The organism is Labrenzia sp. ATLA3 (assembly GCF_057180185.1).
This window is the reverse complement of the sequence record NZ_JBXUKV010000001.1, coordinates 872,348-892,176: the sequence shown is the minus strand read 5'-3', so window position 1 is coordinate 892,176 and position 19,829 is coordinate 872,348. Positions and strand designations below refer to the sequence as shown.

19 protein-coding genes are annotated in these 19,829 nt (G+C 58.7%); 13 read left to right on the top strand and 6 right to left on the bottom strand.

Translation table 11 applies throughout. The annotated features are described in order from the left end of the window. The first annotated feature begins 263 nt into the window (after positions 1–263). From AC2A6O_RS04060 to AC2A6O_RS04020, 9 genes are all read left to right on the top strand, one after another. Positions 264–731 carry a class I SAM-dependent methyltransferase gene (locus tag AC2A6O_RS04060; protein WP_498925833.1) on the top strand — a complete coding sequence of 156 codons (468 nt, stop codon included), beginning with the start codon at positions 264–266 and terminating at the stop codon, positions 729–731. 27 nt (positions 732–758) lie between these two features. Further along, positions 759–1,943, top strand: coding sequence for a CaiB/BaiF CoA transferase family protein (locus AC2A6O_RS04055; RefSeq protein WP_498925832.1), 1,185 nt, complete (start codon positions 759–761; stop codon positions 1,941–1,943). 17 nt (positions 1,944–1,960) lie between these two features. Further along, a complete protein-coding gene (locus AC2A6O_RS04050; protein WP_148584538.1) occupies positions 1,961–2,545 on the top strand; it encodes an NUDIX domain-containing protein in 585 nt (194 codons plus the stop codon). Between the two features lie 115 nt (positions 2,546–2,660). Next, the gene (locus AC2A6O_RS04045) at positions 2,661–4,538 is read left to right on the top strand and encodes an adenylate/guanylate cyclase domain-containing protein (RefSeq protein WP_498925831.1); all 1,878 of its coding nucleotides are present in this window, start codon (positions 2,661–2,663) and stop codon (positions 4,536–4,538) included. Positions 4,539–4,827: 289 nt separating this feature from the next. Further along, positions 4,828–6,714 (top strand): ABC transporter ATP-binding protein, encoded by a 1,887-nt coding sequence (locus tag AC2A6O_RS04040; protein ID WP_148584537.1) that lies wholly within the window; start codon positions 4,828–4,830, stop codon positions 6,712–6,714. Beyond that, positions 6,711–8,597 carry an ABC transporter substrate-binding protein gene (locus tag AC2A6O_RS04035; RefSeq protein WP_498925830.1) on the top strand — a complete coding sequence of 629 codons (1,887 nt, stop codon included), beginning with the start codon at positions 6,711–6,713 and terminating at the stop codon, positions 8,595–8,597. The genes AC2A6O_RS04040 and AC2A6O_RS04035 overlap by 4 nt, the downstream gene beginning before the upstream one ends. Before the next feature lie 274 nt (positions 8,598–8,871). Beyond that, complete coding sequence (locus AC2A6O_RS04030; RefSeq protein WP_148584536.1) at positions 8,872–9,897, top strand: ABC transporter permease; 1,026 nt, start codon at positions 8,872–8,874, stop codon at positions 9,895–9,897. Beyond that, positions 9,894–11,072, top strand: coding sequence for an ABC transporter permease (locus tag AC2A6O_RS04025; RefSeq protein ID WP_148584535.1), 1,179 nt, complete (start codon positions 9,894–9,896; stop codon positions 11,070–11,072). Before AC2A6O_RS04030 ends, AC2A6O_RS04025 begins: the two co-directional genes overlap by 4 nt. Before the next feature lie 62 nt (positions 11,073–11,134). Further along, positions 11,135–11,728 carry a class I SAM-dependent methyltransferase gene (locus AC2A6O_RS04020; protein ID WP_498925829.1) on the top strand — a complete coding sequence of 198 codons (594 nt, stop codon included), beginning with the start codon at positions 11,135–11,137 and terminating at the stop codon, positions 11,726–11,728. A 125-nt stretch (positions 11,729–11,853) separates the two neighbouring features. On the opposite strand, the gene AC2A6O_RS04015 is transcribed toward AC2A6O_RS04020, so the two are convergent. Beyond that, a complete protein-coding gene (locus AC2A6O_RS04015) occupies positions 11,854–12,303 on the bottom strand; it encodes a cupin domain-containing protein (RefSeq protein ID WP_148584533.1) in 450 nt (149 codons plus the stop codon). A gap of 811 nt (positions 12,304–13,114) precedes the next feature. Between AC2A6O_RS04015 and AC2A6O_RS04010 the strand changes: the two genes are divergently transcribed. Then, the gene (locus AC2A6O_RS04010) at positions 13,115–13,735 is read left to right on the top strand and encodes a VOC family protein (protein ID WP_498925828.1); all 621 of its coding nucleotides are present in this window, start codon (positions 13,115–13,117) and stop codon (positions 13,733–13,735) included. 205 nt (positions 13,736–13,940) lie between these two features. On the opposite strand, the gene AC2A6O_RS04005 is transcribed toward AC2A6O_RS04010, so the two are convergent. Beyond that, positions 13,941–14,228, bottom strand: a complete 288-nt coding sequence (locus tag AC2A6O_RS04005; RefSeq protein WP_498925827.1) for a DUF1330 domain-containing protein — start codon at positions 14,226–14,228, stop codon at positions 13,941–13,943. Between the two features lie 100 nt (positions 14,229–14,328). Here AC2A6O_RS04005 and AC2A6O_RS04000 point away from each other — a divergent pair, with 100 nt between their 5' ends. Beyond that, positions 14,329–15,219 carry a LysR family transcriptional regulator gene (locus AC2A6O_RS04000; protein ID WP_498925826.1) on the top strand — a complete coding sequence of 297 codons (891 nt, stop codon included), beginning with the start codon at positions 14,329–14,331 and terminating at the stop codon, positions 15,217–15,219. Between the two features lie 15 nt (positions 15,220–15,234). Here the strand turns inward: AC2A6O_RS04000 and AC2A6O_RS03995 are convergent, their stop codons facing one another. Genes AC2A6O_RS03995 through nthA form a run of 4 tightly spaced genes read right to left on the bottom strand, consistent with a single transcriptional unit; the run spans position 15,235 to position 17,336 of the window. Further along, positions 15,235–15,687 (bottom strand): methyltransferase family protein, encoded by a 453-nt coding sequence (locus tag AC2A6O_RS03995; protein WP_498925825.1) that lies wholly within the window; start codon positions 15,685–15,687, stop codon positions 15,235–15,237. 8 nt (positions 15,688–15,695) lie between these two features. Further along, positions 15,696–16,052: a nitrile hydratase accessory protein gene (locus tag AC2A6O_RS03990; RefSeq protein ID WP_498925824.1), complete on the bottom strand. Its 357-nt coding sequence runs from the start codon at positions 16,050–16,052 to the stop codon at positions 15,696–15,698. After that, positions 16,036–16,698, bottom strand: coding sequence for a nitrile hydratase subunit beta (nthB, locus tag AC2A6O_RS03985; RefSeq protein ID WP_498925823.1), 663 nt, complete (start codon positions 16,696–16,698; stop codon positions 16,036–16,038). The genes AC2A6O_RS03990 and nthB overlap by 17 nt, the downstream gene beginning before the upstream one ends. Then, entirely contained in the window at positions 16,695–17,336 is a 642-nt protein-coding gene (gene nthA, locus AC2A6O_RS03980; protein WP_498925822.1) for a nitrile hydratase subunit alpha, read from the bottom strand. The genes nthB and nthA overlap by 4 nt, the downstream gene beginning before the upstream one ends. A gap of 263 nt (positions 17,337–17,599) precedes the next feature. Here nthA and AC2A6O_RS03975 point away from each other — a divergent pair, with 263 nt between their 5' ends. After that, on the top strand, positions 17,600–18,142 hold the full coding sequence (locus tag AC2A6O_RS03975) for a VOC family protein (RefSeq protein WP_498925821.1): 543 nt from the start codon (positions 17,600–17,602) through the stop codon (positions 18,140–18,142). A 74-nt stretch (positions 18,143–18,216) separates the two neighbouring features. Continuing rightward, positions 18,217–19,827 carry an FAD-dependent oxidoreductase gene (locus AC2A6O_RS03970; RefSeq protein ID WP_498925820.1) on the top strand — a complete coding sequence of 537 codons (1,611 nt, stop codon included), beginning with the start codon at positions 18,217–18,219 and terminating at the stop codon, positions 19,825–19,827. The last annotated feature ends 2 nt before the right edge of the window (positions 19,828–19,829 follow it).

The following is a 19,829-nucleotide window of genomic DNA, read 5'->3' as shown; positions in this document are numbered from 1 at the left end:
TGCCCGAGCCTGCCTGGAACGTTCTGGCCGGGGCTGGACCGCACCCTCATGAGGTTGTGAGGATGTTCTAGGCGTTAGCATGATCGCGGATTCCCGCAAAGTCCTCTTTGACCTTCCGCAACGGCCACCGGTTTGTAAGCTTATTGATAACATCTAAATACCGATTGGAGGTTTTGACGCCAGCCGGGGCATTGTCTATGTCATGGACTTCGCAAGTTGCAGGGATCTTTTTAATGAGCCGTTTGGACAGTTTTATTCGCCGAATGACATCGCAGAAAATATTGCTCGAATTTCTGGTCGACGAGGTCAACAAGGTCGAGGGGCCGGTCCTTGAATTGGGGTTGGGCAATGGCCGGACTTATGACCATTTGCGCGAGATTTATCCCAACAAGGAAATTTTCGTGTTCGATTTCGCCATGGACTGCCATCCGAGCTGCGCTCCGGATGCGGATCACATGATCCTTGGCAACATTCGCGACACGCTTGTTTTCTGCGGTCCGCGGATCGGGGCAAAGGCGTCTTTCGCCCACATCGACATCGGCTCGGCAGATCCGACCAATGACCTCGCGACAGCCTTCTGGCTGGCGCCGGCAATTGATGCGCATATGGCTGTTGGCGGCACAATATTGTGTGCGCTCGAACTTGACCTGCCGAATTACGAAACCGTGAAGAAACCGGACGGCATTCACCAGGGCCGTTACCATATCTACCGCAAGACATCAGAAGCCTGACCGTCGGCATTCTTCAGGAAGAGACACATGACCGCGCCGCTTAAAGGTATCAAGGTTGTCGAACTGGCCCGCATTCTGGCTGGGCCCTGGACAGGGCAGACCCTCGCAGATCTCGGGGCGGACGTCATCAAGGTGGAAAGCCCGCAAGGTGACGACACCCGCGGCTGGGGACCACCTTTCGTCAAGGACGAGACCGGCACGGACAGGGATGCCGCCTATTTCCACGCCTGCAACCGCGGCAAACGCTCGATTGCAGTGGATTTCCGGACCGAGGAAGGACAGGAGCTCGTCCGCCGACTGGTGGCGGATGCCGACATCCTGATCGAGAACTTCAAGGTTGGCGGGCTCGCCAAATACGGCCTCGACTACGACAGCCTGTCGAAGGTCAATCCGAAACTGATCTATTGCTCGATCACGGGGTTCGGTCAGGATGGGCCATACGCGCACCGCGCCGGATACGACTTCATGATCCAGGGCATGGGCGGCATCATGGATCTGACCGGGGAGCCTGAGAGCGACCCGCAGAAGATCGGTGTGGCCTTCGCGGATATCTTCACCGGTCTTTACGGCGTTGTCGGTGTTCTTGCTGCCCTGCGCCGGCGGGATGAAACCGGCGAAGGGGAATGGGTTGACATGGCGTTGCTCGATGCGCAGGTCGGCGTGCTGGCAAACCAGGCCCTCAACTATTTCGTATCGGGCAAAACGCCGAAGCGTCTGGGCAATGCACATCCCAACATCGTTCCCTATCAGGTCTTTCCAGCCAGCGATGGTCATCTGATCATCGCAGTCGGCAATGATGGCCAGTTCAGGCGGCTTTGCGCGGTTCTCGGTCTGCCTGAACTTGCCGACAACCCGCGCTATGCAACCAATTCCGCGCGGGTTGCCGCTCGCTCGGATCTTGTGCCGATCCTGACGGCGGAAACGGCGACCAGAGCCCGCGACGACCTGTTGGCGGCTCTGGAAGTCGAAGGCGTTCCGGCCGGACCGATCAACTCCGTGGAAGACGTCTTCAACGACAAGCAGGTGCTGCACAGGGAAATGAAGGTCGAATTGCCGTCAACCGGCGTCGATGGCGGCTCGGTCGCCTCGGTTCGCACCCCCATCCGGTTCAGGAATGGCAAGCTGGTGCTGGATCGGGCCGCGCCTGCACTTGGCGAGCATACGGACGAAATCCTCAAAGAACTCGGTATCGCCACCGGCGCGAAATCCTGAACGAAGAAAGCACTCACATGAGCACTCCGGATTACCTCAAGGTGGTCGAAAGTGAAGTCCTGGCCGATGCCTGGGGCACCTTGACCCGTCACCGGATCGAGTACAGGCGCCGGGACGGCGCCAGGCAGGAGCAACTGCGTGAAGTCTATGACAAGGGCCATGGCGCAACCTGCCTGCTCTACGATCCGGAGCGGAACTGCGTTTTGCTGACGCGTCAGTTCCGGCTGCCTGTCTGGGTCGCAGGACGCGACCCGATGGTGATCGAAGCGCCTGCCGGTCTTCTGGAAGGCGCGCATCCCGAAGACCGGATGCGGGCGGAGCTGATCGAGGAAACGGGATTCGAGGTTTCGGAACTCGAGCACCTGTTCGATGCTTTCATGAGCCCGGGCTCGGTCACCGAATATGTGGCATTTTTCCGAGGCACATACCATCTGAAGGACAAGGTTGCTGCTGGTGGAGGCAAGGAAACCGAGGGTGAGGACATCGAGGTGCTTCACGTTCCGCTCGACAAGGCACTCGGCATGATCCGGTCTGGCGAGATCATGGATGCCAAGACCATCGTTCTGCTTCAGGACCTGGCGCTGAAACAGTTGGCCGGCTAAAGGCGAAAGACATCGCGGTCGCAGGCCTTTGCGGTGGATAGCCGAAAGCTTGCCTTAATTTGACGGAAACCGTCCTGCAGGTAAGCTGCCTGTTCGCAACAAGGGTCACCGCCCGATGAAAAATTCGAAGCCCACCGGACGGCGCATCATGCTGCCCCTGACGACTGTCGTCGGGCTGGGGTTCGGTGCGTTTGTGGCAATTGCCATCGGTCTCGTTCTTGGCCTGTCTGTTTCCGCAAATTTCCGCAACACGTTTTCCCTGCTCAATGACAAGACGATCCTGAGTACCCAGGCGCTCGAAACGCAGCTGCGGACGCATTTCATTTCTGTCGAAAATGCGATTGTGGGTCTGAAACCCTATTTCGACGACGGCACGCTCGGTTTTGACGATGCTGACAGAACCCTGCAGGACCTGTCGATCGCACTGAAATCGAATAGTGACATCACCACTTTGGTGGCGACGACGCTGGATGGAAGCAAACTGGGGATCTACCGGGCACCGAACGGCAAATTGTGGCGGATCGAGACGGACTCGCCGCCGCCCGGCATGAACATTCAGCAGATGCCGCAACTGAGTGCGGACAGTCCGCCGACATGGGGCAAGCTCGTCAAGCACAAGGTCGGCCTGTTTGCGAATGTGTCCGTGCCGCTGGTACGTGACGGGAAGCTTGCCGGAATGCTGACGGCGGCAACGTCCATGGAAGAGCTCGCGCAAATCGTTTCCGCCCAGGACGAGGGCAGCGACAACACCGTCTTTATCATCGCCGACGGCGATCAGGTGATCCTGCATTCGGATGCGGCCTGGCTGCAGACCGGCGGCAGTATCCAGGACAAGCTTCCAGGGACCTGGCAGACGATTGGTGATCCCGTGCTGGCGGCCATGGCGAACGAGCAAAAGCTGGACGAATTCAAGAAGGCTGCTGAGCTCGGCATCGACGTTTCCATGGTCGAAGCCAATCAAGAAGAATATATCCTCATGAAGGCGAAACTGGACGGCTTCAGTGACCGACCCTGGACAGTCGGCCAGTATTACCTGAGCGCGACTGTTTCGCGGGAGCTTCGTCGGCTGGCCGGGTCCATGTTTGTCGGCTTCGGCGCACTGGTGGTGTCTGTGCTGATTGCCTTCTGGATGGGGCGGCGTGTTGCCCGCCCGCTGCGGAACCTCGCTGTTCAGTCCCAGCGGATCGGCAGCCTGTCGCTCAACGAGGTTGAACCGCTGCCGCGCAGCCGCGTCGCGGAGATTGACCAGGTGGCGCTGGCGTTCAATTCCATGGTCGAGGGCCTCAAGGCCATGAACACCTATGTGCCGAGGTCGCTGTTCATTAAACTGATGCGGCTGGGAGGTGGCAACGCCGCGCAGGCACGTGGCGCTGAACTCACCATTCTGTTCACGGATATCGTCGGCTTTACGGCGCTCTCCGAGCACTTGAGCGCCGAAGAAACCGCCAGCCTGCTCAACGAGCATTTTGCCATTCTGGTGGAGGCCGTCGAGGGGGAAGGTGGCACGGTGGACAAGTTCCTTGGCGATGGCATGCTGGCCTTCTGGGGCGCTCCCGACGCCCGCCCTGACCACGCTGAAGCTGCCGTCAGAACCGCGCGCCGGATCGCGGCCGCACTTCATGAGGCAAACCTGAAAGCTGTCGCGGAAGGTCGTCCGTCGATGGCGCTGCGCATCGGCATCCATACCGGACCGGCTGTTGTCGGCAATGTCGGCGGGCTTGATCGCTGGAACTACACCGTTGTCGGCGACACCGTGAATGCGGCCGAACGCTTGCAGACGCTTGGCAAGGAAGTGCCCGAGTGCCCGGAAGTGATTATCCTGGCAAGTGCGGACACTGTTGCTCATCTTCCAAGCGAAACGCACCAGCGGCCTGTCGGCGCGCACCATCTGCGTGGCCGAAGCGGACAGATGGAAGTCTATTGGCTTGATCCTTTTCCGCAACCGACGTCGGCGCAAAGGCCAGAGGAACGGCCGGTGTCCGCTGCCGAGTGATTCCCGCCTGTCGCATTCGTGGCCGACAAAGTGTTCCTTTCGTCTGGCTGATGTTCAGATGAAAGCAGAAAAATAAGTTCAGCCGCGTCCGGCAACTGCGGTTTATTCTCCGATTAGCCCCGTTTATCGAAGGGCAGGACAGGTTTGCTCTTGCGATCTGTGACGAACATCGCAGTCATGTTTCCTGAATCCTGCATTGCTATCCACTGGCGAATTTGGTTGTCTTTCAAATGCAATGAGGGCTTAGTAAGCCTCTGTCAGACAATGCTTGCCTGGAAGGAAATGCGCGGTGAATGTTCTCTCGATTGAGGGACTGACGGTAGATTTTAATACGGCGGAAGGTAAGGTCCGGGCGGTCGACGATGTTTCATTTGTCGTGCCTGAGAACCGGACTGTCGCGCTGGTGGGCGAATCCGGGTCGGGCAAGACTGTCATATCGCAGACGATCATGGGTCTATTGCCCCAGGCTGCATCCATTACATCCGGAAAAGTGATCCTTGCGGACCCGACCGGTGCCGAGCCTCCCGTCGATATTGCCACGCTGGAGCGTAAGGGACCGCAAATGCGTCACCTGCGCGGCAACAGGGTGGCGATCATCTTTCAGGAACCGATGACGTCGCTGTCGCCTTTGCATACCATTGGCGACCAGATCGGCGAGGCGGCGCTTCTTCACCGCAATGTTTCCAGATCCGAAGCGCGCGAACTGACCAAGACCATGCTGAGCCTGGTGCAGTTCCCCGATCCCGAACGCGCACTCGACACCTATCCCTTTGAACTTTCCGGTGGTTTGCGTCAGCGCGCGATGATCGCCATGGCCATGATCTGCCGTCCCGCACTGCTGATAGCGGACGAGCCGACCACCGCGCTCGATGTGACCATTCAGGCCGAAATTCTGAAGCTTATTCGCGAAGTTCAGGCAGAGCTGAGCATGTCGGTCCTGATGATCACGCATGATTTCGGCGTGGTCGCCAACATGGCCGACGAAATTGCTGTGATCTATCATGGTCGCATCATGGAAAAGGGGACTGCGCAACAGCTCTTTTCCGATCCGAAACACGACTACCTGAAAGCGCTGCTCAACGCGGTGCCCAGTTTCCAGATGGACCGGGAAGAGCGGCTGGTGCCGATCCGGCCGATCGAGGTCCGCTCGGAGGACCTGACGGCCAATCGACCGCATTGCGATGTCAAGCCCGGTGAGCCCCTGGTCGAAATGCGGGACGTCACCAAACAGTTCACCCTGCGCAAGGGCTCTTTCCTTGGCGGCAAGGTCAAGACAATGACCGCGCTCGACAGCATCAACCTGACGATCCGCCGGGGCGAATGCCTGGGGCTGGTGGGGGAATCCGGGTCCGGCAAGACCACCGCCGCAAAAGCGATCCTGAGAGCAATCAGTATCGAAGGGGGAAGTGTCCTCTACAATCGCGGCAAGGGGCTGGAAGATATTTCCAAGCTCAAGGGTGCGGAGTTGATGGACTATCGCCGCCGCGTGCAGTTGATTTTTCAGGACCCGTTCTCGTCACTCAATCCGCGCATGACCATCAACGACACGCTGATGGAGCCGTTGGAAGTGCATGGCATCGGCACGCCGCAGGAGCGGGCCGAACGGGCGCGCAATCTGATGAAACTGGTTGGCCTCGATCCGCGTTTCCTGCGCCGCTATCCGCATTCGTTTTCGGGCGGTCAGCGCCAGCGCATCGGCATTGCCCGGGCATTGGCGCTGAACCCGGAGTTCCTCCTGTGCGACGAGCCGACGTCGGCGCTGGACGTCTCGGTGCAGGCGCAGATCCTGAACCTGCTTCAGGATCTCAAGCGCGACCTGAACCTGACCTACCTCTTTGTCAGCCATAACCTGGCTGTCGTCGATTATGTCGCCGACCGGATCGCTGTCATGTGCCGGGGACGCCTTGTGGAAATGGGCGAGACCAGAAACGTGGTCGGCAATCCGCTTCATCCTTACACGAAGGCGCTGCTTTCGGCCGTACCCGAGCCGGACCTGTCGGCGCCACTGGATTTTGCCGCTCTAGATGCCAACAGAGCATCGGAGCCGCAATCATGGCCGGAACCTTTCCGATTGACCGATGGCCAGGAGCCATTGCTGGTGGAAATGGAACCGGATCATTTTGTCTGCGCACCTGGCCTGAAGAATGCCGGGGCGCTTGAGGGGACTGCAGCATGAACTTTTTGAATTCCTTGAGAGCCGGTCTTTTCCTGACCGCGGCTCTGATAGCAGGGCCATTGGCCGCGCTGGAGCTGAAGGAGACACCGGGCCTTGATCCGTCTCTTCCGCCCGTAGCGGAACGGGTGCCCTCCGAACCGCTGATCGTTGACCTTGAAGCCACGGGACGCTCCGTCGGCAAGCCGGGTGGCAAGATCGACACGTTGATTGGCAGGGCCAAGGATGTCCGCCTGATCAACGTCTGGGGCTATGCACGCCTGGTCGGTTATAACGAGCAACTGGATCTGCTGCCCGATATCCTCGCGGATGTGGAAGTTGAGGATGGCCGCATTTTCACGCTTCACACGCGTGAGGGCCATAAATGGTCTGACGGTCACCCCTTTGGCGCCGAGGACTTCCGCTATTATTTCGAGGACATTGTCAGCAACAAAAGTCTGACCCCGGCCGGCCTGCCGCCGTTCCTGATGGCCGATGGCAAGGCGCCTGAATTCGAGGTTCTGGACGAAACAACTGTCCGCTTTACCTGGGACAGCCCAAACCCGTTGTTCCTGCCGGAACTGGCAAAGGCCCGCCCTCCATTCATCTATCGTCCTGCCCATTATCTGAAGCAGTTCCACGAGAAATACGGAGACCCGGATTTCATCGCCAAGGAAGCTGAAAAGGTCAAGGCGCGAAGCTGGGCGCCGCTGCACAACAAAAAAGACGACATGTACAACGCACAGAACGTCGACATGCCGTCGCTGCAGCCATGGGTGCGCAACCGCGATGACAGCGATCTGCGCTTCGTTCTGGAACGCAACCCTTACTATCACCGGGTCGACAGCACCGGTCAGCAGCTGCCTTATGTCGACCAGGTCATCATGACCGTTGCCGATGGCAAGCTGATCCCGGCGAAGGCTCAGGCGGGCGAGAGTAATCTGCAGGCGCGCAATCTCAGCTTTTCCGACATCACCGTGCTGAAGCGGGGCGAGAAGGACAATGACTACGTCACTGCGCTCTGGTCCAACACCAAAGGTTCGGAAATCTCGATCCTGCCGAACCTGACCGTGAATGATCCGGTCTGGCGAGAGCTGATGCGCAACACGAAGTTCCGGCACGCCCTGTCGCTCGGGATCGACCGCAACCTGATCAACCGTGTCCTGTTTTTCGGCCTGGGAACGCCGGGCAACGACACCGTTCTGGCGTCCAGCCCGCTTTACGAAGCTGAATTCACCACCAAATGGGCGGAATACGATCCGGAACAGGCAAGCGCGCTTCTGGACGAGATCGGCCTGACCGAACGCAACGGTGAAGGCATTCGCCTGTTGCCCGATGGCCGTCCGCTGGAAATTATCGTGGAAACCGCAGGCGAGGATCAAGCGCAGGATGATGCCCTGGAACTGGTCAAGGAAATGTGGAAGGAAATCGGCGTTGCTCTGTTTGCCAAGCCGAGCCAGCGCGACAACATGCGCGAGCGGGCGATCACCGGTGATCTGATGATGTCTGTCTGGTGGGGCTTCGAGAACGGAATTCCGACGTCCGAAATGCCGCCGGATGACTATGCTCCGGTACACGGCGATTCGTTCTCCTGGCACAAGTGGGGCGACTATTACGAAACGCAGGGTAAGGGCGGTGAGAAGCCTGACTGGGCCCCGGCCGAACGCCTGATGGAGCTCTATAATTCCTGGCTGAATTCCAGAACGGCGGAAGAGCGCACCGCCATCTGGGAGGAAATGCTCCAGATCCATGCCGACGAGACCATTCACATCGGTCTCGTATCCGGTGTCCGTCAGCCGGTGGTGATCAAGAAAGTGGAAAACGTGCCGCTGGAAGGTATCTATGGTTGGGATCCGGGGGCGCATTTCGGGATCCATCGCATGGATGAATTCTACGCGGCCGAATAAGTCCGAACTCTGCCTGTTTTCCGGTCCGGCTGAAGACACCAGCCGGACCGGTGATTTCAGGTTTGACGGATGGATACGCTCCTGCCGGACATGGCGTCCGGGTCAGGAAGACATACGAACCGGAAGCGGAGATGTTGATCCGGTATTCCGCCAGACGTTTTCCGAGGGACTGACTCTTGTTTGAAAAACGTCATATTATCGAATTCGAAGTTGACCTTGAGTGCAGAAGTCAGAGCCTGATCTGCGCAAAGTGCCGGGGCTGAGGGGAGTTTAGGTGCTCTATTATATTGTCCGACGTATTTTGATGATGGTGCCCACCTTGCTGGTGATCAGTTTACTGATTTTCTTCATCATCGAGCTGCCGTCCGGTGATTATATCTCCAATCAGATTGCTGCCCTCAAATCCTCCGGTGAAAGTTCGTCGGTCGCCAAGCTCGAGTTTCTGCGCCAGGAGTTCTCACTCGACAGACCCTTTATGGAACGCTACCTGATCTGGGTCGGCCTCTGGCCGGGACCTCACGGGTTCGACGGTCTTATCCAGGGCAACTGGGGCTGGTCCTTTGAATTCGACAAACCCGTGGAGCAGGTCATCGGGCCGACGTTGCCCCTGACCGTGGTTCTGAATTTCGCGACGATCCTGTTCGTCTACGTGGTGTCGTTCCCTATCGGCATATTCTCCGCAACCCGCCAGTATTCCTGGGGAGACTACGGCTTCACCTTTCTGGGCTATTTCGGACTTGCAACACCCAACTTCCTGCTGGCGCTCGTTCTGCTCTACTTTTTCAATCGCTGGTTCGGCCTGTCCGTCGGCGGGCTGATGGATCCTCAATACATCGACCAGCCCTGGAGTTTCGACAAGGCGATGTCGGTGCTGGGCCATCTGATCGTGCCCACCATCGTGATCGGGACGTCGGGCACGGCGGCCATGATCCGCCGCCTGCGTGCCAATCTTCTTGACGAGTTGCACAAGCAATATGTCACCACGGGCCGGGCCAAGGGCCTCAAGGAAAACCAGCTTCTTGTGAAATATCCCCTGCGCATGGCCATCAACCCGTTCATTGCAGACATCGGCAATCTGATCCCCTCGCTTGTATCCGGATCGGTGATCGTTTCGGTGGTGATGAGCCTTCCGACCGTCGGCCCGGTTCTGGTGGCCGCGCTTCAATCCCAGGATCAGTTCCTGTCCGGTTTCATTCTCCTGTTCGTTGCCGTTCTGACCCTGATCGGGATGCTGATTTCCGATCTGTTGTTGGCAGTGCTCGATCCGCGTATTCGCCTCGGCGGGAGGGCCTCGACATGACCATGGACGTGAAGAAAACGCCCGGGCGCGAGGTGGAACATTACGTCGATCCGACGCCCTTCAACCCGGCTGTCACCGAGGAAATGACCGCCGAACAGGAGCGCTACTACCAGGCTTCCCAGTGGAAGATCATGTGGTGGAAATTCAAGCGCCACAAGATTGCGGTCTGGTCGGGCGTGGTCCTGATCCTGTTCTATCTGTGTGTGCCCTTTGCAGAGGTAATCGCGCCCTATGGTGCCAACAGCCGCGACAGCATGCATCTGTATGCGCCTCCGCAACCGATCCACCTGTTCCATGACGGCAGCCTCGTCGGCCCGTTCGTCTATGGCATGACATCGGAAATCGACATGGAAACCCTGCAATGGGTGTTCAAGGACGATCCGAACGATGTCCAGCCGCTCCGCTTCTTCTGCAGCGGCGCTAAGTACAAGTTCTGGGGGCTGTGGGACGCCTCCTTTCACCTTGTCTGTCCGGCGGAAGGTGGGACGATGTTCCTGCTCGGTACGGACCGTCTTGGCCGTGACCAGTTGTCAGGCCTCATCTATGGAGCTCGGCTGTCGCTTACCGTCGGTCTGATCGGTGTTGCCATCTCGATTGTTCTCGGGCTCTTCTTCGGCGGCATCGCCGGCTATTTCGGCGGCTGGATCGACAGTCTGATCCAGCGTGCCATCGAGATCCTGCGATCGCTTCCCGAACTTCCGCTGTGGATGGCGCTGTCTGCAGCGCTGCCGGTGACCTGGAGCCCGGTCTGGATCTATTTCGGTCTGACGATCATCCTCGGTCTGCTCGACTGGCCCGGGTTGGCGCGTGCTGTCAGATCCAAGCTGCTGTCGCTTCGGGAAGAGGAATACGCCAAGGCGGCGGTTCTGATGGGCGCCAAGCCGAAGCGGGTGATCACGCGGCACCTGTTGCCCGGCTTCACCAGCCACATCATTGCGTCGGCGACATTGTCGATCCCGTCCATGATCCTGGGTGAAACGGCTCTGTCCTACCTGAACCTCGGCCTGCGCCGGCCTGCCGTTTCCTGGGGTGTTCTTCTGAACGAGGCGCAGAACATTTCGGTGGTCACCGTCTATCCATGGCTGATGGCTCCGGTGTTGCCGATCATCATCGTGGTATTGGCGTTCAATTTCCTGGGTGACGGTTTGCGCGACGCGGCAGATCCCTATAAGTGATGCATCTGAAATCTGAAGAACCGGCGGGCCGTTCTGGCCCGCCTTGCTGTTAGGAAGTCACAATGTCGAAGAATGCCACCACCGCCGCCGGCTGGGACGAGGAATATGAAGCCGGTCGCTGGGCCTTCCTGCGCTCGCTGCCCGAAAGCGGTCGCTATGGCATCATCGGCATGTGGTTGAACCTGACCGGTTCCATGGACGAGGTTCTCGACATCGGCTGCGGCGAAGGCCTGCTGTACGAGCGCCTTCAGCCCATGGGCGTCAAGCGCTACGTCGGCATGGATCTTTCCCCGGCTTCACTTCAGATCGCCAATGTCGACCCCGCGATTGCCAGCCTGAGGGCAGGCGACATGCACACATTCGAGGCGCAGGAGGGCGAGACCTTCTCGGCCATCGTCTTCAACGAGGTCCTTCACTTTGCGGAAGATCCGGCTGCCGTCGTTGCCCGCTATGTCCCGTTCCTGAAGGAAAACGGTGTCATCGCCCTGTCGATGTATTCACCGAAAAAGCCCGAGTCAGGTGCCAACAAGCTGATCAACAAGCTCTGGAAAGCGACCGACGATACCAGCAAGTGGGAAGTCCTAGACGACTACCGTCTCGTCTCCGACAAGAAAGGCGTGACCTGGCGCATGCGGCTGGTGAAACCGGTTCGCTAATCAGCCAGCATTTACAAGGAACCGATCCTGAGGAGGAAAGGCAGACCCGTCTCCAAGGAGAACCGGCCTCGGCCATGACAACGGGCAGGCCGTCGCGCGCAAAGATGGCGGACGGCCCGGTCAGATCACTCGTTGGCTTCTTCAGGCAGGAAATCGACCGCGTGCTGGGCTGACAGTTCGACGATGCGGGCGACGTCGGTCTGATCGTGCAGTGCTTCGAACAGATCCTTGAGCTGCCCCATCGGAGACACCCAGAAAAGCGCACGGCAGGGTTTGTCCGACTTGTTGAAATAGCCGTGCGGAATGCCGCGCGGCATGCGCACGAGATCGCCTGCCTTCGCCTTGGTCCATACCCCGTCGAGTTTCAGATCCAGTTCGCCTTCCTGAACGAGAATGAACTCGTCCTGATCAGGGTGGATGTGAACGGGCACGAACTGGCCGGGTTCGGAATTCGTCTCGAAGGCGAAAGCCGCCTCGCAGACGGCCTTGGGATAATAGACTTGGCCGAGAATGTTCCAGACGACGTCTTCATAACCTGTGCCATTTTCGGTTATGCCCTTTTCCAGATCTTTCATCGCAATTCCCTCTGATTGATTTGTGGAATTGTCCTCTTTTCGAGACTCTTGTTTTTGGCCGTCATGCCGGAAGCCGGCGTTTCTGGAGACTGCCGTGTTGCTTCCCGCGGAACTGTCGTTTTTTAGGCGTCATGAGTATGCCATGACGGCTGAGGCTATTTCTGGTCTGGCGACGTTCCGCAATGATATGGAAAGTTCACGCTGCCCGGATCAATAGATATTTTCAGCATAAAATATGTAAATGCAATAACTTTGATCGGCCCGCGAGCAGCTCTATAAGGCGCGAATGAACGAGGCAGGCTTCCTCATTGGCCTTTTCCGGAAGCCACGAGTGCAGGCTGAAGACCTTTTTCAGGCCAAGGATATCACGCTTGTAGGCTTCACCGCGGTGCGTGCGCCACGCCTCATGCCGGTCCGGGCAGCATCAAATCCGTCACTCATTTGCCGTCGACTGATTTGGATAAAATATTTGTATTTGCATGTATTGGTGTCTAGGTTAACGCTTGCGAGCCAGTCGATCGGTCTCCTTACTTCGAGCAGTCAGAATGCTCTCGGCGGACATATTGTCGAAGCTTTGCAAGTTGCTTGGAGGGGGCGAAAGCGAGGGGGTATCGCAGGCCGGCTCTGGAAAGTCCGTCGTTGAATGTCGCCTTTTCTGGCGCTCGAACCTCGTGTTTGGCAGCTCTTCAGGAGGCGCGCCACACGCTTCTTTCTCCCGCAAACAGAGACCCGTCAATGTCCGCAGACAGGACAGTTGAAGAAGCGATGGCGGGAGGAAGATCGGAAGCCATTTTTCAAGAAGGGAAAAGTCATGACATGTAAGTTAGGTAGCCAGTCTCCCCGGATAGCCGCAGCCTTGGCGCTGTTCGCGGTCGTTGCATTCGGGACGGCCGCTCGCGCCGAGCCTGTGCCTGGCATGCGGGGTGTCAATCATATCGGCCTGACCGTGCCGGACATGGGCCAGGCGGTGACCTTCTTCAGCGACGTTCTGGGCTGCGAGAAAGCCATGTCCTTCGGTCCGTTTCGCGACGACAAAGGCACTTTCATGCAGGACATGCTGAATGTCGATCCGCGCGCCGTCATCGAAGAGATCACCTTGATGAGATGCGGCTTTGGCTCGAACATTGAACTGTTCAGCTACACCTCTCCCGATCAGCAGACGATCTATCCGAAAAACAGCGACATTGGCGGCTATCACATCGCGATCTATGTCGAGGATATCGACAAAGCCGCCGAGTATCTGAGAGCCAATGGCGTCAGGACGCTAGGCGGGCCGCTTCCGGTTACCGAAGGTCCGGCAGCGGGCCAGACAATCCTCTATTTCTTTGCGCCCTGGGGGCTGCAGATGGAGGCGATATCCTTCCCGGAGGGGATGGCATACGAAAAGGAAGGTGGTCCCGTCCTCTGGTCCAACACGGACCCGGCAAAGTGATCTGCTAACAAGGACAGACCGGTAGGATCGGAAAGAGTGATGGCATCCGCCCATGCTCGCAGGACGGTGGGGTAGTGCTCCGGAAAAAGGCGTCGGGGCCCACGCAAACCGTCCCGTTCGCACGTATTTGCTGCGCTGTTGCCGGGTAGCTTCAAATCGTCGCGAAGCGATGCGAATAAGGCACCGCTTCGCCGCTTCTGGTTGGTTAGCCCGGAAGCACGACAATCGTCGATTTGCCACCTTTGTTGCGAAGGGCATGAACGGGGGCAAGGTCGGGGTCGCGGTGCCAGGCCTTGGCGGCTTCCGCGTTTGGGAAGGTCAGCAGGGCGACCATGTTCGGCGCATCGATCGCGGCTTCCAGAACCAGAGGGTCCGGATCGGCGGCGATAACGCTGCCGCCGTGACGGGCGAGGGCGCCTGCGGCTTTCTCCCGGTACGCGCCGAGGGCGTCGCGGTCGGTTACGGTGATCATGGCGAGGGCTTGTACAGACATCTCATTGTCTCCATTGCTTGAGATGCTGAAATGCTATCGCAGAGCGGTCATGCGAAAAATTCTTCAAATTTGTAATCGAACTGTGCAAAAATGCACCGCTATGTATAGCTGGGATGATCTGAAATTCGTGCTCGCCATCGCCAATGCCGGCAGCCTGACAAAGGCCGCCCGCAGCCTTGGTGTAACGCACAGCACCGTGTCGCGGCGGCTGTCGTCGCTGGAAGAGGAGATCGGAACACGTCTGTTCGACCGTCTTCCCGAAGGGTTCACACCGACCACCGCCGGTGAAGAGGCGGTTGAGGCCGCCCGCCGGATGGAAATGGAAGTGCTTGCGCTGGACATGCGCATTGCCGACAAGGATGCCGAATTGGAAGGCCCGCTTCGGGTCACGGCGGCCCAGCTCATTTTCCAGGTGCAACTGGCCGAGATCGTCGCTCGTTTCAAGGAACGGCACCCGGCCATTGACGTGACCATGAACGCAGCCAACGAAATTCTGAGCCTGCACCGGCGCGAGGCCGATATTGCGGTGCGTGTCACCGACAAGCCCGACGAAAGCCTGTTCGGACGTCTCGCCACCGGCCAGAACCGCTGTTTCTACGTGTCGCGAGATTTTGCCCGTCGGTACCGGGACGCTGCGCTTGAAACGGTGACATCGCAGGCCGTGCCGTTCATCGCCTTCAAATGGTGGGGCAACAAGGTGCCGAGAGAATTGCGCGAGCGTTTCCCCAATGGTGAGGTGGCGACGGTGACCGACGACATGATCACCATGCATGCGGCGGTGCGAGCCGGTATGGGTATTGGCCGTTTGCCGTGCTTCGTGGGCGACCCGGACTCGGAGCTGATCCGCTTGCCGGGTGTGGAGCCAAGCCGCTACTTCGACATCTGGATCCTGACGCATCCGGACCTGAAGAATGTGGCCCGTGTGCGCACGTTTCTGCGCTTCGCCGCTGACGCCTTCAAGGAAAACAGCGGTCTGTATCTCGGGAATTGAAAGAGGTTCGCAGGTTCAAAGCCAGCGTCGGACGCGCGCACAATAGTCAAGGTATGTGTGGCCGAACAGGCGCTTAAGATGCTCTTCCTCGGGCTTGATCTGGAATTCCGTCAGATACCAGACGAAAGCCGGTACAACGGCGAAGATCGTGGCTGTGCCGAGATAAGCGCCGAACGCCAGCAACAGCAGAACATCGGCGACATACATCGGGTTGCGCGACACCCTGTAAAAGCCGTCGCTCACCAGCGCCTTGGCCTTGCCCGGTGTTGTCGGATTGAAGGTTGTTCTGGCCAGGATGAAGCGAAAAAGGGCATGCCCGCCAATCGCCAGTCCGGCAATCAGAAACAAGAGGGCGAGCGCGTCCTGTCCTGCAAAGGTGACGTTGAGCGCCGGAAACAGTTTGGCACCTGCATAGAGCAGCAGAAGCCCAAACCCGAGGACGACAGGAGGGGGAAGCAAAAGGCGCATGCTTTGCCTCAGGTGTTCTGAAGGACGATGGGCTTGCCATGCGGTGTCGCTTTGGCTGCCTCGTCCCAGGCCCTGCGCAGGTCTGCCAGCTGTCCGGCGGCCGCAATGTTCTTGGCCGTAAGCAGTGCCTCAAAAGCGGCCAGCCAGCGATCGTAATAGCCTTCAGTCTCGCCGCTGCCATCGCCGTCCTTGGCTAGTTCGGCGCCAAGTGCCTCGGCCCATTCGCCCCAGGTGAACACGCCGGCTTGATGCGCCTTCACCGTCATGGCGAAAATCCTCGCTTCCCAGGGGGCGCTGAACACGGGGCCACCGTCTTCATCAAGCGGAAGGCGCGGCGTAGTCAGAAACTCAGCGGGCAAGGTCAAGATAAGGCTCCCAGAGATCAATGCGCAGGGTCAGCTTGGGATCGCTATCCCGCCCCCAGATGTCCGTGCCCTTGAAGAGAACGCCGTAGAGCCAGGCAGGCTGTTCGCCTTCGCCATGGGCGTTGGTGTCCGGAAACACGTGAACGCCGTGAATGACCTCAATCGTGCCGACGGCATCGCGGGCGTAACGGGGCAGGCGGGTGTGGTGTTCGGGGTTCATGCGCCGTGTGTGAACCTTGTCACCGACCTGGAACCTGGCAGGCTGGTGCACGTCCCGCTCAACCGGGGCGCCCTTGGACAGGGTTCCGGCCACGTCGTCTGCCGAGAGCACGCGCTTGACAGACTTGGGCTCTTCAAGCTTTCGGCCTTCTTTCAGCTCCTCTTCCGTTACAAGGCCGTTGGAGAGCAGGAGTTTTTCCAACCCCCGGGTCCAGATCTCGTAATAGCTGGAAGAGAGATAGGTGACCGGCGGAAAGGATTCGCGGGCAAAGCGCGAGGCATCCAGCGTCCAGGATCCGGTCGCGCCCATGGCCAATGTCATGGCAAAGGCACGTTCTTCCCATTTGGCGTGAAAGTTCGGCTCGTTTTCTTCCAGTTCAATGGGGCCGAAGCCCATCTGCCCACCCAGATCCTGCGCACCGTTCATGCTGCATCCTCCAGGGTGGAAGGTTCAAGGGCGAGCCCGGTTCCGATCATGCTGTTGCGGGTGACAAGATCGGCCAGGCGGTCTTCGCTCCAGCCATCGGTTCCTGCAGGACGTTTCGGGATCACCAGATACCGGATTTCGGCCGTCGAATCCCAGACGCGGATCTCGGTGTCATCGGGCAGCGTCACTTCGAACTCGGCCAGAACGCCGCGCGGGTCGCGTACGGCTCTGGAGCGGTAGGGCGCAGATTTGTACCAGACCGGCGGCAGACCCAGGACGGTCCACGGATAACAGGAGCACAGCGTGCAGACGACCATGTTGTGAATGTCGTCGGTATTCTCGACCGCCACCATGTGTTCGCCCTGCCGGCCGGTGAAACCAAGCTCGGCTATGGCTGCCGTTGCGTCTTTCAATAGCCGCTCCCGATAGTCCGGGTCAGTCCACGCCTTTGCCACCACAAGGGCGCCGTTTCGCGGGCCGATTTTTGTCTCGTAGGTCTCGATCAACTCGTCCAGAGCAGGAGGATCGATATAGCCCTTTTCCGTCAGCAGCGTTTCCAGCGCGCGCACGCGCAGCTCGACTTCGCTGAGTTCGGAATGGTCGTGATCGTGGGAATGATCGTGGTCGTGAGCGGACATAAACGGCTCCTGATGTCGCGGGTGTCACATATGAGAACGCAGGTCGAGACCTGTCAAATCAAACACGTGGTGGTTATCTGGAATTACGCGGCACCTGTCCTCCCGGATCGGTATTCGACCTCGTCTCACTTGTCCGGGATGACGATGTCGGACGGGTCGGTTCCGAAGATTAGTTACATATGTAACCAATTTGACTTAGATCAAGGCGCGGGCGCGCGCTTCCAATATGGTTACATATGTAACTAATTTGGAGGAGCGGTCCCATGAAGATCGAGCAGATGCATCACGTCGCCTATCGGTGCAAGGACGCCAAGGAAACCGTGGAATGGTACGGCAAGATGCTGAACATGGATTTTGTTCTGGCCATCGCCGAAGATCATGTGCCGTCCACCCACGATCCGGACCCCTACATGCACGTCTTCCTGGATGCGGGTAACGACAATGTTCTGGCATTCTTCGAATTGCCGACCAAGCCGGAAATGGGGTTTGACCCGAACACGCCGCGCTGGGTGCAGCATATCGCCTTCAAGGTGAAGGACCGGGACGAGCTGATTGCCTTCAAGGACCACCTGGAAAAGAACGGTGTCGACGTTCTGGGCGTCACCGATCACTCGATCTTCCATTCGATCTATTTCTTCGACCCGAACGGCCACCGTGTGGAACTGGCTTGCCCGGACCCGGAGGAAGACAAGCTTCTGGCGCGCCTGGACAAGGTCAAGTGGGAGATGCTCGAGGAGTGGTCGACGACCAAACGGGCCCCGAAACACGCTGACTGGCTGCATGCCAAAGAGTTGGCCGATGTGTGAGGAGGACACATGCCGCCAATGCGGCAAATGCCGTTCGATTGAAGCCGCCTTGGCGGATCTGGGAGGAGAGCCCAATGTTTCAGACCTATCAATATCCGCAGTACGACTACCGGCAATCAGAGGAACAAAAGGCCGATACGGTCAAACGCCACAAGGTGGTGGTGATCGGCGCTGGGCCGGTCGGGCTGACGGCCGCGCTTGATTTCGCCCAAAGAGGCATCCCCACGGTCGTTCTGGACGACAACAACACCGTTTCCATCGGCTCGCGCGCGGTCTGTTATGCCAAGCGACCGCTGGAAATCTGGGACAGGCTCGGCTGCGCCACGCGCATGATCGACAAGGGCATTGAATGGAAGATCGGCAAGGTCTTCTTCCGCGACGATCTTGCCTACACCTTCGATCTTCTGCCGGAAGACGGCCACAAGATCCCGGCCTTCATCAACCTCCAACAATATTATCTGGAGGAATACATGGTGGAAGAGGCGCAGAAATCGAACCTCATCGACCTGCGCTGGAAGCACAAGCTCCTGAACTTGCAACAGAACGACGACCACGCGGTTCTGACCGTCGAAACACCGGACGGAGTCTTCAAGATGGAAGCCGAGTGGGTGGTTGCCTGTGACGGCGCCAATTCCGATACGCGCAAGATGGTCGGGGCCGGCTTTTCCGGTCAGTTCTTCCAGGACCGGTTCCTGATTGCCGACATCATCATGAAGGCCGATTTTCCGACAGAACGCTGGTTCTGGTTTGATCCGCCGTTCCATCGTGGCCAATCGGCCCTCCTGCACAAGCAGTGCGACGACGTCTGGCGGCTGGACTTCCAGCTCGGCTGGGAGGCCGACCCGGAAGAAGAGAAAAAACCGGAAAACATCATTCCGCGCGTCCAGGCCATGCTGGGCGAGGACAAGGAGTTCGAGCTGGAATGGGCTTCCGTCTACCAGTTCGCCTGCCGGCGGATCGATAACTTCCGCTATGGACGGGTGCTGTTTGCGGGCGATGCTGCCCATCAGGTCTCGCCCTTCGGTGCACGTGGCGCCAACACGGGTGTTCAGGACATCGACAATCTGGGCTGGAAGCTGAAACTGGTGCTGGATGGCGATGCTCCGGAAAGCCTCATCGACAGCTACCATACGGAAAGAGCCTTTGCGGCAGACGACAACCTGTTGAACTCGACCCGGTCCACCGACTTCATCACGCCCAAGAACGAGGCCTCGCGAAGGTTCCGCGATGCGGTACTGGATTTGTCGGAAGTCACCGACTTTGCAAAACCGCTGGTGAATTCCGGACGTCTGTCTGCCCCGACACCCTATGTGGAAAGCCAACTCAACACAGCCGATGAATCCAGCTTCGCCGGAAACATGACCCCGGGCACCTGTTGCGCCGACGCGCCGGTGAAGGTGAATGGCGAGGCGGCCTGGTTCCTCAATCAGATCGGCGACGGCTTCACGCTGCTGATCTTTGGCGATGAAGCGGCAGAAGATGTAACAGCTGGCAACGTCAAGGCCCGTGTCCTGCGCGTGGGCAAGGACCTTCAGGACAACGACGGGACACTCGCCGCCCGCTACGACGCTGCCCCCGGCACGGTCTATCTGATCCGACCGGACCAGCACGTCGCCGCCCGCTGGCGCTATTTCAACGACAACAAGGTGGAAGCTGCCTTGAAGACCGCGATGGGAGGCGCATGAAC

Bases quoted from the DNA above. Each gene is read 5' to 3' on its own strand.
- AC2A6O_RS04020 (WP_498925829.1), top strand. From the start codon at position 11,135: ATGTCGAAGAATGCCACCACCGCCGCCGGCTGGGACGAGGAATATGAA.
- AC2A6O_RS04005 (WP_498925827.1), bottom strand. From the start codon at position 14,228: ATGTCTGTACAAGCCCTCGCCATGATCACCGTAACCGACCGCGACGCC.
- nthA (WP_498925822.1), bottom strand. From the start codon at position 17,336: ATGTCCGCTCACGACCACGATCATTCCCACGATCACGACCATTCCGAA.
- AC2A6O_RS04055 (WP_498925832.1), top strand. From the start codon at position 759: ATGACCGCGCCGCTTAAAGGTATCAAGGTTGTCGAACTGGCCCGCATT.
- AC2A6O_RS04060 (WP_498925833.1), top strand. From the start codon at position 264: ATGACATCGCAGAAAATATTGCTCGAATTTCTGGTCGACGAGGTCAAC.
- AC2A6O_RS03995 (WP_498925825.1), bottom strand. From the start codon at position 15,687: ATGCGCCTTTTGCTTCCCCCTCCTGTCGTCCTCGGGTTTGGGCTTCTG.
- nthB (WP_498925823.1), bottom strand. From the start codon at position 16,698: ATGAACGGTGCGCAGGATCTGGGTGGGCAGATGGGCTTCGGCCCCATT.
- AC2A6O_RS04010 (WP_498925828.1), top strand. From the start codon at position 13,115: ATGACATGTAAGTTAGGTAGCCAGTCTCCCCGGATAGCCGCAGCCTTG.
- AC2A6O_RS04050 (WP_148584538.1), top strand. From the start codon at position 1,961: ATGAGCACTCCGGATTACCTCAAGGTGGTCGAAAGTGAAGTCCTGGCC.
- AC2A6O_RS03970 (WP_498925820.1), top strand. From the start codon at position 18,217: ATGTTTCAGACCTATCAATATCCGCAGTACGACTACCGGCAATCAGAG.
- AC2A6O_RS04035 (WP_498925830.1), top strand. From the start codon at position 6,711: ATGAACTTTTTGAATTCCTTGAGAGCCGGTCTTTTCCTGACCGCGGCT.
- AC2A6O_RS04015 (WP_148584533.1), bottom strand. From the start codon at position 12,303: ATGAAAGATCTGGAAAAGGGCATAACCGAAAATGGCACAGGTTATGAA.
- AC2A6O_RS03975 (WP_498925821.1), top strand. From the start codon at position 17,600: ATGAAGATCGAGCAGATGCATCACGTCGCCTATCGGTGCAAGGACGCC.
- AC2A6O_RS04000 (WP_498925826.1), top strand. From the start codon at position 14,329: ATGTATAGCTGGGATGATCTGAAATTCGTGCTCGCCATCGCCAATGCC.
- AC2A6O_RS04045 (WP_498925831.1), top strand. From the start codon at position 2,661: ATGAAAAATTCGAAGCCCACCGGACGGCGCATCATGCTGCCCCTGACG.
- AC2A6O_RS04025 (WP_148584535.1), top strand. From the start codon at position 9,894: ATGACCATGGACGTGAAGAAAACGCCCGGGCGCGAGGTGGAACATTAC.